The sequence below is a fragment of the Streptomyces sp. NBC_00885 genome (assembly GCF_045207475.1).
Taxonomy (GTDB): domain Bacteria; phylum Actinomycetota; class Actinomycetes; order Streptomycetales; family Streptomycetaceae; genus Streptomyces.
In genome coordinates, this window is record NZ_CP108796.1 from 7,279,899 (window position 1) to 7,292,755 (window position 12,857).

A 12,857-nucleotide genomic window follows, 5' to 3' on the forward strand; every position below is an offset into this window, starting at 1 on the left:
TCTGGGGAGACCATGCGCCGGCGATTGCGCCGCCCCACGATCCGTGGACGGATCGTGACTCTGACGGTCATACCCGTCATCGCACTGATGGCGCTGTGGACCTTCGCCATGGTGTCGGTGACGGGAGACCTGCGGGCCCTGATCCGCGTACAGGGTGTGTACGAGAGTTTCGGCACGCCCGTCGACACCGCCATCGGCCAGATCCAGATCGAACGCCGGATCTCCGCCGAGTATCTGGGAGCCGGGCGCAAGGACAGTTCTGCGGCCGTCGCCGCGCTGACCCAGCAGCAGCGCTCGACCGACCGGGCCGTGCGCGCCATGCGCGAAGCCATCGGCGACGGGGACCGGCGCGAGGATCTGTCCGGACGTCAGCGCCAGTCCCTCGACACGATGGCCCGTTCCGTCGACGGTCTCGAAGACCTGCGGGAGAAGGTGATGGCGCGGACGATCTCCTGGGACGGCGCCGTCGACGCGTACACCGCCATGGTCGAGCCGACCTTCGACGTGCAGTCGACGCTCACCGCCCTGCAGGCCGGTCAGATGGCCCGTGAGAGCCAGGTCGTCGTCGAGCTGGTGCGCGTACGGGAGTTCGTCTCCCGTGAGGACGCGCTCGTGGCCGGGGCGCGGGCCTCGGGCCGCCTCACCGACCAGCAGTACGACGCGCTCACCGCGACCATCGAGGACCGGCGGGTCTTCCACCGTACGTATGTCGCCGATCTCCCCGACGACTCCCGGCAGTTGTTCACCGACTTCGAGAAGGGCGAGGAGTACCGGGCGCTGACCGCGGGCGAGGACGCCCTGCTGCGCGCCGGCGCGTCCGGCGCGGGCAAGGCCATGGCCGCCGAGTCGTGGCGGACCACGACGGACCGCGCGGTCAAGCGGTACATGCTGCTCTGCACCGACTCGGCACTCAACACCGCCGACCGCGGGCGGGCCTTCGCCTACCGCGAGATGGTCAAGGCTGCCGTCGTCGGCGTGCTGGGGCTGGTCGCCGTCGGTCTGTCGATCCGGTTCTCGATGGTCAGCGGGCGGCGCATCTCGCGCCGCCTGGAGGAGCTGCGCGACGCCGCAGATGTGCTGGCCACCCGTCAGCTTCCCGACGTGATGGAGCGGCTCGGCGCGGGCGAGGAGGTGGACGCGGCAGCGGTCGCCCCGCCACTGGACTTCGGCGACGACCACCGGGGCCCGGACGAGATCGGTCAGGTCGGGCAGGCGCTCAACGCCGCACGTCTGGCGGCCGTCGAGGCCGCCGTCAAGCAGGCGACGCTGCGCCGCGGAATCTTCGCCGTACTGCTCAACATCGCCCGCCGCAACCAGGCACTGGTCCACCGTCAGTCGAAGCTGGTCGACACGCTGGAGCGGCGCACCAGCGACCCGGACACGCTGGAGGACCTGTTCCGGATCGACCACCTGACGACCCGGATGCGACGCCATGCGGAAGGGCTCATCATCCTCTCCGGTGCGACGCCGGGACGCCGCTGGCGCCGGCCGGTGCCGGTGGCCGACATCGTGTCCGCGGCGGCCGGTGAGATCGAGGACTACACCCGGGTCGTGGTGCCGCCGATGCCCGCCGTCGGTATCAGCGCGGAGGCCGTGGCCGACGTGGTGCACCTGCTCGCCGAACTCATGGAGAACGCCGCCGCGTTCTCCCCGCCGCACACCCAGGTCACCATGCGGACCTCGGACGCCCGCAACGGCTTCGTGCTCGAGATCGACGACCGCGGGCTCGGCATGGACGCGGCTGAACTGGAGCAGGCACACCGGACACTGTCGCATCCCGGCGACTTCGACCCGGCGCAGGACGAGCGCCTCGGCCTGTACGTCGTCGGGCGGCTCGCCGAGCGGCACGGGATCGGTGTGACCCTCACCAGGTCGCCGTACGGCGGCACAACCGCCGTGGTGCTCCTGCCGCACGCGATCCTCGCGCCCGTCGACGAGCCGGCCGCCACCGAGCCCCGGGACCGGCCCCGGCCCGTGCGGGCCGTGCCCGCTCCCAGGGCGCTGGAGGCCGTGCCCGCGGTGCACGACCGTGCCCCGGAGGAACCCGAGCCCGCGCCACCGGTCGCACCGGGTCCGCCCCTGGGGGGCCTGCCCACCCGGGTCCGCCAGGCCTCGCTCGCCGCCCCGCTGCGCGAGACGCCCCCGGCAGCTGCCGGCGGACCCGAACGTGAGGTGTCCCCGGAAGAGATGCGCTCGATCTTCGGAGCTTTCCAGGCAGGCCTCGACCGTGGCCGCAAGGGCGATAGCGTCGGCCCCGCGTCGCCGAGCGCTGCACGGCGCCCCCGCACGACAGATGAAGGGACGGACGACGATGGCTGAGACAAGCACCGGCGATCAGTCGGGCCTCGGCTGGCTGCTGGACGATTTGCTGGCCAGGACCGACCACGTCCGCCAAGCGGTGCTGCTGACGGCCGACGGTCTGGTCAGCAGCGCGTCCCGCGGCATGGTCAGGAGGGACATCGAGCATCTGTCCGCCGTGTGCGCGGGCTTCCACAGCCTCGCCAAGGAAGCGGGCGACCGCTTCGAGGCCGGGAGCGTCCGCCAGACGATGGTCATGCTCGACAACGCCTTCCTCTTCATCACCCCGGCCGGCGACGGCAGCAGGCTCGCGGTGCTCTCCGACATCGAGACCGACGTCGGGCAGCTCGCCCACGAGATGGCACTGCTGGTCAAGCGGGTGGGCCGGCACATGGCCGTCCCTACGCGCTCGGCCGCCGAGGCCACCGACGCCTGACCCGTGAGCGACCACTGGTACGAGGACGAGACCGGTCCCCTGGTGCGGCCCTACACCGTCACCCAGGGCCGGACCCGTCCCGCCTCCGAGCACGGCATCGATCTGATGTCCCAGGTCACGGCCCTGGATCTCGACGGGTCCGCGCCGCCGCTCGACCATGCCCGCAGCTCGCTGCTCGAACTGGTACGCCGCGGGCCGCGCCCCGTCGCCGAGATTGCCGCCGACGCGGATCTGCCACTGACCGTCGTCCGTGTCCTGCTCGCCGATCTGGTCGAAGCCGGACTCATCAGGGTCACCGCACCGGTTACCCACGAGGGTCTCGACGACCCCGGGCTGCTGCGCGAAATCGTCGACCGTCTTCGGGAGCTGTGAGGCTTTCGTTCACCGGAGCGCAATGTTTCCCCGTGGCGCCCGTCATCGCGCAATGATCGTTCGCGGATGCGCAACAACCCTGCATTACGGGCACGAGCGTGCGGCTCGTAGGCTCACTCTCCGTACCAGGAGTGGCGGTGACCGTCCGCTCGGCGGTTCCCTCCCCTCATGCGCGGGCTTCTTCGCCATGCCCGCGGGCCGCCGGTCACCCGCCGCCGACCCGCAGCCATGAAGGAGCCCCGCAGTGCTTGACGCCGGCGCAGCCCCACCCGCCACCGAGCCGTCCACCGCCCAAAGCCCGGGCCTCGGCGCCCGGCTGATGCGGCGTAAGCCCGTCGAGCAGCTGGTCGCCGAAGGCGGCCAGGGTGAGGGCGGCGCACTGCGCCGCTCGCTCACCATGTGGCAGCTGACCATGATCAGCATCGGTGCGACGCTCGGCACCGGCATCTTCGTCGTGCTCGGCGAGGCCACCCCGCTGGCCGGCCCGGCGGTCGCGATCTCATTCGTCATCGCCGGCCTGACCGCGCTGTTCTCGGCGCTCTCCTACGCGGAGCTGGCCGGATCCATCCCCGTCTCCGGCTCCTCCTACTCGTACTCGTACGCCACCATGGGCGAGATCGTCGCCTGGATCTGCGGCTGGTGTCTGATCCTGGAGTACGGCGTCTCGGTCGCCGCCGTGGCCGTCGGCTGGGGCGAATACCTCAACGAGCTGCTCGACGGCACCATCGGTGTCACCATCCCCGACGCGGTCTCCGCACCGCTGGGCGAGGGCGGCCTCATCAACCTGCCGGCGCTGGTCGTCGTGCTGCTCGCCATGGTCTTCCTGATGGGCGGCGCCAAGGAGAGCGCCCGGATCAACACGATCATGGTCGGCGTGAAGATCGTGACGCTGCTGCTCTTCATCGGCATCGGCTTCATGGGCATCAAGGCCGGCAACTACACCCCGCTCGCCCCGCTCGGCGTCACCGGGATCAGCGCCGCCGCGGCCAGCCTGTTCTTCTCGTACATCGGCTTCGACGCTGCCTCCACCGCCGGTGAGGAGGCCAAGAACCCCAAGCGGGACCTGCCGCGCGCGATCATGCTGTCGCTGCTGATCGTCACCGTGCTGTACTGCCTGGTCGCGCTCGTCGCGGTCGGCGCCATGCCGTGGCAGGACTTCGAGGGCACCGAGGCGGCCCTGGCCCAGATCATGAAGGACGTCACCGGGCAGAGCATCTGGGGCGTCGTACTCGCCGCGGGCGCGGTCGTCGCCATCGCGTCGGTCGTCTTCGCCGTGCTCTACGGCCAGACCCGCATCCTGTTCGCGATGTCCCGCGACGGCCTGGTTCCCAAGCTGTTCGCCAAGGTGAACCCGCGCACCGGTGCCCCGCGCGCCAACACCGTCATCGTCTCGCTCTTCTGCGGTGCCCTCGCGGCCTTCATCCCGCTGGGCGAACTGGCCAACGCCACCAGCATCGGCACGCTCTTCGCCTTCGCGCTGGTCAACGTCGCCGTGGTGATCCTGCGCTACAAGCGCCCCGACATGAACCGCACCTTCACGGTGATGCTCTTCCCCCTCACCCCGATCCTCGGCTTCGCCTTCTGCGCGTATCTGATGTACACGATGCCTGGCACCACCTGGATGGTCTTCGGTGGCTGGATGATCGTCGGCCTCGTGTTCTACTTCGGATACGGCATGCGCCGCTCCCGACTGGCCACGGCAGAGAAGTGATCCACCCGCAGTGCGACTGAACGAACTCGACGAACGCATCGTCCACGCCCTCGCCGAGGACGCCCGCCGCTCCTACGCGGACATCGGCTCCGAGGTCGGTCTCTCCGCGCCCGCCGTCAAGCGGCGGGTCGACAGGCTGCGCGCCGAAGGCGCCATCACCGGGTTCACCGTCCGGGTGGACCCGGCGGCGCTCGGCTGGGAGACCGAGGGCTTCGTCGAGATCTACTGTCGCCACAACACCTCGCCCGACGCCATCCGCCGCGGCATGGAGCGCTACCCCGAGGTCGTGTCCGCCTCCACCATCACCGGTGAGGCGGACGCGATCGTCCAGGTCTTCGCCTCCGACATGCGCCACTTCGAGCGGGTGCTGGAGCGGATCGCGGGCGAGCCGTTCGTCGTCCGCACCAAATCGGTGCTGGTGCTCTCCCCGCTGCTGCGGCGCTTCTCCTCGGGCGCGCCCGCCTGACCGGACGGATCCCGGACTGTTTCCGCGACGGGGCTCGGGTCTGTGTCGCCGCTCCGATCCGGCGGCACGCAACGAATCACCGCCCCGGGCGGGCACGGCGCAATGGATCGGCCATCGACACGCAACGGTCGCGGGTTGTCCCGGCGGGAGTCCGGACCGTACCGTTTTAATGTCTTCTTCACCCCGCATACATCGCCCAGAGGTTGCCGATGCCCCCGCTGCGCACCGCCCTGCTCCAGAGCTCCGGCCGCCCGGGCTCGGTCGCCGAGAACCTCAAGGTGCTCGACGAGGCCGCTGCACGCGCAGCGGCGGCCGGTGCCGGACTGCTGATCGGCCCCGAGATGTTTCTGACGGGGTACGCGATCGGCGACCAGGTTCCCGTGCTGGCCGAGCCCGCCGACGGCCCCGCCGCCCGGTCCGTCGCCGAGATCGCCCGTCGCCACGGCATCGCGGTGATGTACGGCTATCCCGAGCGGGACGGCGAGAAGATCTTCAACTCCGCGCAGCTGATCGGCCCCGACGGCGAGAGCCTCGCGAACTACCGCAAGACCCATCTCTTCGGCTGCTTCGAGCAGCAGTGGTTCACCCCGGGCGAGCAGCCGGTTGTCCAGGCCGAGCTCGGCGGGATCCGGATCGGCATGCTGATCTGCTACGACGTGGAGTTCCCGGAGAACGTCCGGGCGCACGCGCTCGCCGGCACCGATCTGCTGCTGGTGCCCACCGCCCAGATGCACCCCTTCCAGTTCGTGGCCGAGTCGGTCGTCCCGGTGCGGGCCTTCGAGAGCCAGATGTACATCGCGTACGTCAACAGGACAGGCCCGGAAGGGGAGTTCGAGTTCGTCGGACTCAGCTGCCTGGCGAGCCCCGACGGCACGACCCGCGTCCGCGCCGGGCGGGGCGAGGAACTGGTGGTCGGCGAGGTCGATCCGGCCCTGCTGAGCGCCTCCCGCGAGGCCAATCCCTATCTGCGCGACCGCCGCCCGGGCCTCTATGGCTCCCTGATCTGAACCTCTCCCCGCTCGCCGCACACGCTTTCCCCGCAAGGAGTCCGTACCCCATGACGTCCACGGTGCCCACCACTGCTGTCCAGCACACCGACGAGCAGCCGCCGATCACCATGTTCGGTCCGGACTTTCCTTACGCCTACGACGATTTCCTTGCCCACCCGGCGGGCCTGGGCCAGATACCCGCGACCGAGCACGGCACCGAGGTCGCCGTCATCGGCGGCGGGCTCTCCGGCATCGTCGCCGCGTACGAGCTGATGAAGATGGGCCTCAAGCCGGTTGTGTACGAGGCGGACAAGATCGGCGGCCGGCTGCGTACCGTCGGCTTCGAGGGCACGGGCACCGACGAGTTGTCCGCCGAGATGGGCGCGATGCGCTTCCCGCCCTCCTCCACCGCGCTGCAGCACTACATCGACCTGGTCGGTCTGACCACGCAGCCGTTCCCCAACCCCCTGGCCCCCAGCACCCCCTCGACCGTCGTCGACCTCAAGGGCGAGTCGCACTACGCGGAGACCATCGACGACCTGCCGCAGGTCTACCGCGATGTGATGGACGCCTGGAACGCCTGTCTGGAGGAGGGCGCCGACTTCTCCGACATGAACCGCGCCATGCGCGAGCGCGATGTGCCGCGCATCCGCGAGATCTGGGCGAAACTGGTCGAGAAGCTCGACAACCAGACCTTCTACGGCTTCCTCTGCGAGTCCGAGGCCTTCAAGTCCTTCCGGCACCGCGAGATCTTCGGCCAGGTCGGCTTCGGCACCGGCGGCTGGGACACCGACTTCCCCAACTCCATCCTGGAGATCCTGCGCGTCGTCTACTCCGAGGCCGACGACCACCACCGCGGCATCGTCGAGGGCAGCCAGCAGCTGCCGCTGCGGCTCTGGGACCGCGAGCCCGCCAAGATTACCTACTGGGCGCCCGGTACCTCGCTGGCCTTGCTGCACGAGGGCGACCCGAAGCCGGCCGTGACCCGGATGAACCGCACCGCGGGCAACCGGATCACCGTCACCGACGCTTCCGGCGACATCCGTACGTACAAGGCGGCCATCTTCACCGCGCAGTCCTGGATGCTGCTCTCGAAGATCGCCTGCGACGACTCGCTGTTCCCCATCGACCACTGGACGGCGATGGAGCGCACCCACTACATGGAGTCGTCCAAGCTGTTCGTCCCCGTCGACCGGCCGTTCTGGCTGGACAAGGACGAGGTGACGGGCCGTGACGTCATGTCGATGACGCTCACCGACCGGATGACCCGCGGCACGTACCTGCTCGACAACGGGCCCGACAAGCCGGCCGTCATCTGCCTCTCGTACACCTGGTGCGACGACAGCCTCAAGTGGCTGCCGCTGCCCGCGAACGAGCGGATGGAGGTCATGCTCAAGTCGCTGGGCGAGATCTACCCGAACGTCGACATCCGCAGCCACATCATCGGCAACCCGGTCACCGTGTCCTGGGAGAACGAGCCGTACTTCATGGGCGCGTTCAAGGCGAACCTGCCGGGCCACTACCGCTACCAGCGCCGACTGTTCACGCACTTCATGCAGGACGGGCTGCCCGAGGACAAGCGCGGCATCTTCCTCGCGGGCGACGACATCTCCTGGACGGCGGGCTGGGCCGAGGGCGCCGTGCAGACCGCGCTGAACGCGGTGTGGGGCGTGATGCACCAGCTCGGCGGGGCGACGGACCCGAGCAACCCGGGCCCCGGTGACCTGTACGACGAGATCGCTCCGGTCGAACTGCCGGAGGACTGAAAACGACCGTCCGGGGCCGGCCGCGATCCGGCCCGCCCCGGACGGTGTTCAACTGCTCAGGCGACTGCCGCCCGGACGCTCTGTCAGCGCCAGGGCGTGAGCAGACAGCGCCCTACGAGACCGACACCCGTGTCGAGTCGCTCGGTGAACTCCTCGGCCAGGCCGGGGAGTTCTCGCAGTCCCCACAACAGTCGCGCCGCCGACCAGGCGCCCTCGCGGGCCCGGTCGAGGCTCCAGGAGCCGACCAGGTGGGTGAGCGGATCGGCGATCTCCAGCAGATCGGGGCCCGGCATCAGATCCTCGCGGATGCGCTCCTCCAGGAGCGTGAGGATGTCGCCGACGCGGTCGAACTCGGCCTCGAGACCGGCGGGTTCGCAGTCGAGCGCCCGGCAGGCGTCGACCACGGCGAGTGCCAGATCGTGCCCGATGTGCGCGTTGATGCCTGCGAGCGCGAACTGCAGCGGCCGTACGCCGGGATGGCGCCGGTACTGGAAGAGCGGCCGCCAGCAGGCCGGCGGACGACGTCCTTCCGCCGCCGCGTCCACGGCGTCCAGATAGCGGCGGGCGAAGAGCACGTCCAGCGTGACGGCGGCCCGCCGGTTGGGGAGGCCGCCGCCGTCGATGTGCCGGTCGATCTCCTGCGTGACGGCCAGATAGACCCGGTTGAAGACGGAGACGCCGTCCGTGGCGGGCCAGTCGTCGCGCAGCGCGTGCATCCGTTCCACCACTGAGTCGACCGGTGAGGGGTGACGGTCGGCCCGGGCCACGACATGTTCCATCTGCGCCATGGAGGCAGCGTCCCAGCCGGCGGCGAAATGGCGCGGTGACGGGCCGGGGCTTCCCCGGAACGGAGGACGCGCTCCTGGGCGTCGTGTGCCGGGGTTCACGGGGACCGCCCGCGCGCCGGCCCCATCCGTGAATCGTGCGCACGGCGTTGTCACCCGTACCTGGCGGCTCTACGCTCACACGGTCCCGTTCATGAATTCCGTTCACATACTTGATGGGGGCATGTGATGACCGGAAGACCCCGACGGCGCCTGGGAGTTGTGCTCACCGCCGTCGCCGCCTGTGCCACCGTGCTCGTGCCGACCGCGTCGTCCCGGGCCGCAGCCACGTCCGGCTCGCATCCGGCACCGAAGACGGTGGTGATCGACGGCAAGCGGCTCACAGAGGCCAAGTCGCGGCTCGACCACGGCGATCCGGCACTGCGCAAGGCGGCCCAGGACCTTGTCGTACGCGCCGACGGCTGGCTCGGACAAGGGCCCTGGACCGTCGTCGACAAGCCCAAGCCGGCACCGAGCGGCGATGTCCACGACTATCTGAGCCAGGCGCCCTACTGGTGGCCCTCGCAGCCCAAGACGCCGGAGAATCCCTGGGGTTGCCCGTACGTCCAGCGTGACGGCGAACGCAATCCGGAGGTCGACACCGGCACCGACCGCCCCGACATCGGCAAGGTCGTGAACTCGGTCACCACGCTGAGCCTCGCCTGGTACTACACGGGCGGGAAGCAGTACGCCGAGCACGCGTCGCGAATCCTGCGCACCTGGTTCCTGGACCCGGCGACCCGGATGAACCCGCATCTGAACCACGGGCAGTTCATCCCCTGCAAGTACGACGGGCGGGCGATCGGCATCATCGACTTCTCGCAGCAGTACACCAGCGTCCTGGACGCCGTCGCGATCCTTCAGAGCGGGGCGCCCGGCTGGTCGAAGAGCGACCGGACCGCCATGCGGGCCTGGAACGCGTCCTTCCTGGACTGGCTGGTGAACTCGCGCTTCGGCAAGGAGGAGTCGGCGGCCAAGAACAACCACGGCACGTTCCACGACATGCAGGTGGCGGCCCTGGCGCTCTCCACCGGCGACAGGGACCTCGCACGCAAGGTCGTCCTCGACGCGCGCGGCAAGCGGATCGACCCGCAGATAGCCGCCGACGGCAGCCAGCCGCAGGAGCTCGCGCGGACCCGCAGCTGGCACTACTCGACCTTCGACCTCGTCGCGTACACCCGGCTCGCCGACATCGGCAGGCAGGTCGGCGTGGACCTGTGGGCGTACCGGGGCCCGCAGGGACAGAGCCTGTTCAAGGCGGTCGACTATCTGCTGCCCGCGGCGACGGGCGCGTCGGCGTGGCCGCATCCCGAGCTCGAGTTCTACCGGTACGCGGCGAGCGACGTGGTGCATGCGGCGGCGGACGCGGGTGACCCCACGGCGAGGGCGGCGGTGCCGCGGCTTCAGACACCGCCCGGCGGTGACCTGTGGGCGCTGCGGCCCGCGGCGGAACAGCTGGACTCGATCGCCGGCTGAGCGCCTCGGCCGAGGGCGTACACAACACGCCCTCGCGTCAGGGCAGCCGCTCGACCACCGCGTCCGCGACGCCGGACCTCACGCTGTCCCGCCCTGCCGACCGCAGTACCCCCGCGCCCACGACCAGCCCGAACGCAAGCGCCGTCACCAGGCCGAAGGAGACCACCAGACTCGTCGCGTCGGCCACCGCCCCGATCGCCGAGGGCGCGATCAGCCCCGAGGTGTACGTGATCGTGGCGACGCCCGCGATCGCCTGGCTCGGGTTCGGCCCGCTGCGCCCCGCCGCCGCGAAGGCCAGCGGTACGACTACGGCGACCCCGAGCCCGATGAACGCGAAGCCGGTCATCGCCACGGCCGGATGCGACGCGAAGACCACAAGAAGCCCGCCCGCCGTCGCCAGCACGCCTCCCACCCGCACGGTGCGCACCGGCCCGAAGCGGTCCACGATCCTGTCGCCGGCCAGCCGCGCCACCGCCATGGTCAGCGCGAACGCGGTGGTGGACGCGGCGGCGAGACCCGCGGATGAGTCCATCTCGTCCCGCAGATACACCGCCGACCAGTCCAGGCTCGCGCCCTCCGCGAACACCGCGCAGAACCCGATCCCGCCGATGACCAGCGCCGACCTGTGCGGCAGCGCGAACCGCGGCGGCGGTGCCTCGTCGGGAGCGCTGCGCAGGTCCAGTACGCCCTGACAGGCGGCGAGCCCGAGCAGGGTCAGCGTCAGGGCGGCGAGCGCGTGGTGCACCCGGGCGTCGCTGGCCAGGTGCGCCGCGAGCGTGCCGCCCGCCGAGCCGATCAGCGCGCCCACGCTCCACATCCCGTGCAGCCCGGACATGATCGACCGGTCGAGCCGGTTCTCGGTCTCGACGCCGAGGGCGTTCATGGCCACGTCGGACATCCCGGCCGCCGCCCCGAACACGAAGAGCGCCGCGCACAGCGTGAGCAGATTGGGGGCCAAGGACGGCAGAGCCAGCGAGAGGGTCCACAGGACGATCAGCCCCCGCAGTGCGTTGCGCGCGCCGAAGCGGTGGCTGACCGCCCCGGCCAGCGGCATGGCCACGGACGCGCCGAGCGCGGGGAAGGCCAGCGCCAGACCGAGCTGCCCGGCGCCGACCGATGCGTGGTCCTGGATCCAGGGGATCCGGGTGGCGAAACTGCCGGTGACCGCCCCGTGCACGCAGAAGACGGCGGCGACGGCATAGTGCGCCCGCCTCAATCTCTGCCGACCGAAGACCACTTCGTTCGCCATGCCCTTGCCCCTCCCCGTCATCGTGCCGCGTAAACTATCAGGAACCCTGCCTGATAAATAGTGAGGGCGGGGATCTGGAAGGATTCCGGCATGCCCGCATCACCGAGCACCGCCCGTGCCATCAATGACCGGCACGCCCTGCAACTGCTGCAGCAGGAAGGGCCGTTGACGGCAGGGCAGCTGAAGACCAGGACCGGACTCTCCAGGCCCACCGTCGCCGATCTGGTGGAGCGCCTGCAGGGCTCCGGCCTGATCCAGGTCGTCGGCGAGGCGGGCGCGGAGCGCCGTGGCCCCAATGCCAGGGTGTACGGGATCGTCGCCGACCGCGCGCATCTGGCCGCTCTCGACGTACGGACCCAGAGCGTGACCGTCGTCGTCGCGGATCTGCTCGGTGCCACCCTGGCCGAGGCCTTGCTCCCTATCGGCAGCGACACCGGCACCGAGCCGGCGGTCGAGCAGGCGGTCGCGCTGCTGGAACGGACCGCACGCGAGGCGGGCGCGCCCCGGCTGCACAGCGTCGGCATCGGTGCGCCCGGCCTGATCGACCCGGTCACCGGCGAACTGCGCGACACCTCCGGCCTGCCCGCCTGGCACCGCCGTCTGGTCGCCGCCCTCCAGGAGAGGCTGCCTGCCAGGGTGCTCGTCGAGAACGAGACCAATCTGGCGGCCGTGGCGGAACAGCGCCTCGGCGCGGCCCGCGACCGCGACACCTTTGTCTTTCTGTGGCTCGGACATGGCGTCGGGGCGGCCCTCTTCCTCGATGGCAGGCTCCGCAAGGGTGCCTCCGGAGGCGCGGGGGAGATCGGCTTCCTGCCGGTGCCCGGCACTGCGGGCACACCTTCCGCGGTCGACTGCGCCGGCGGCTTCCATTCACTGGCCGGATCCGCCGCGATCTGCGAGCTGGCCGCCGAGTACGGCATCGGGGCCGACCGGCGCGGGGAGCCCCCGGCCGCGGCGCTGGTTCAGTCGGCGGTGGCGGACGGACGGGGCGACTTCCTCGACGCCCTCGCCCACCGGCTGTCCCTCGGCGTGGCCGCGGTCGCCGCCGTACTCGACCCGGGCTGTGTGGTCCTCGGTGGCGAGGTCGGCCACGCCGGCGGCACGGAGCTGGCGGCCCGGGTCGAGTCCCGGCTGGCCGGGCTCTCCCCGCTGCGTACGGTGGTGCGTGCCGGGGAGCTGGGCGGCTCGGCGGTGCTGAGCGGCGCGCTGCTCACGGCGCGCGAGGCGGCACAGGACGAGCTCTTCGCTCCACGGGGGTGAACCGCACGCG

11 protein-coding genes are annotated in these 12,857 nt (G+C 70.7%); 9 read left to right on the forward strand and 2 right to left on the reverse strand.

Annotated features, from left to right (window positions below):
- Positions 1-54 precede the first annotated feature (54 nt).
- The 7 genes from OHA61_RS33160 to OHA61_RS33190 all read left to right on the forward strand — a co-directional run bounded on the left by OHA61_RS33160 (position 55) and on the right by OHA61_RS33190 (position 8,038).
- A complete protein-coding gene (locus OHA61_RS33160; RefSeq protein ID WP_406306111.1) occupies positions 55-2,319 on the forward strand; it encodes a nitrate- and nitrite sensing domain-containing protein in 2,265 nt (754 codons plus the stop codon).
- The gene (locus tag OHA61_RS33165; RefSeq protein ID WP_266489433.1) at positions 2,312-2,734 is read left to right on the forward strand and encodes a roadblock/LC7 domain-containing protein; all 423 of its coding nucleotides are present in this window, start codon (positions 2,312-2,314) and stop codon (positions 2,732-2,734) included. The genes OHA61_RS33160 and OHA61_RS33165 overlap by 8 nt, the downstream gene beginning before the upstream one ends.
- Before the next feature lie 3 nt (positions 2,735-2,737).
- On the forward strand, positions 2,738-3,106 hold the full coding sequence (locus tag OHA61_RS33170; protein WP_406306112.1) for a DUF742 domain-containing protein: 369 nt from the start codon (positions 2,738-2,740) through the stop codon (positions 3,104-3,106).
- 244 nt (positions 3,107-3,350) lie between these two features.
- Positions 3,351-4,817, forward strand: coding sequence for an amino acid permease (locus tag OHA61_RS33175; RefSeq protein WP_406306113.1), 1,467 nt, complete (start codon positions 3,351-3,353; stop codon positions 4,815-4,817).
- 10 nt (positions 4,818-4,827) lie between these two features.
- Entirely contained in the window at positions 4,828-5,283 is a 456-nt protein-coding gene (locus OHA61_RS33180; protein ID WP_324985777.1) for an Lrp/AsnC family transcriptional regulator, read from the forward strand.
- Positions 5,284-5,492: 209 nt separating this feature from the next.
- Positions 5,493-6,290 (forward strand): carbon-nitrogen hydrolase family protein, encoded by a 798-nt coding sequence (locus tag OHA61_RS33185; protein ID WP_406306114.1) that lies wholly within the window; start codon positions 5,493-5,495, stop codon positions 6,288-6,290.
- 50 nt (positions 6,291-6,340) lie between these two features.
- Positions 6,341-8,038 carry a flavin monoamine oxidase family protein gene (locus OHA61_RS33190; RefSeq protein WP_406306115.1) on the forward strand — a complete coding sequence of 566 codons (1,698 nt, stop codon included), beginning with the start codon at positions 6,341-6,343 and terminating at the stop codon, positions 8,036-8,038.
- Between the two features lie 83 nt (positions 8,039-8,121).
- On the opposite strand, the gene OHA61_RS33195 is transcribed toward OHA61_RS33190, so the two are convergent.
- A complete protein-coding gene (locus OHA61_RS33195; protein WP_406306116.1) occupies positions 8,122-8,826 on the reverse strand; it encodes a DUF5995 family protein in 705 nt (234 codons plus the stop codon).
- A 225-nt stretch (positions 8,827-9,051) separates the two neighbouring features.
- On the opposite strand from OHA61_RS33195, the gene OHA61_RS33200 reads away from it, so the two are divergent.
- Positions 9,052-10,338: an alginate lyase family protein gene (locus tag OHA61_RS33200; protein ID WP_406306117.1), complete on the forward strand. Its 1,287-nt coding sequence runs from the start codon at positions 9,052-9,054 to the stop codon at positions 10,336-10,338.
- Positions 10,339-10,375: 37 nt separating this feature from the next.
- Here OHA61_RS33200 and OHA61_RS33205 read toward each other — a convergent pair whose 3' ends face one another.
- Positions 10,376-11,587 (reverse strand): MFS transporter, encoded by a 1,212-nt coding sequence (locus OHA61_RS33205; RefSeq protein ID WP_406306118.1) that lies wholly within the window; start codon positions 11,585-11,587, stop codon positions 10,376-10,378.
- A 90-nt stretch (positions 11,588-11,677) separates the two neighbouring features.
- On the opposite strand from OHA61_RS33205, the gene OHA61_RS33210 reads away from it, so the two are divergent.
- On the forward strand, positions 11,678-12,847 hold the full coding sequence (locus OHA61_RS33210; RefSeq protein ID WP_406306119.1) for an ROK family transcriptional regulator: 1,170 nt from the start codon (positions 11,678-11,680) through the stop codon (positions 12,845-12,847).
- Positions 12,848-12,857: the final 10 nt, after the last annotated feature.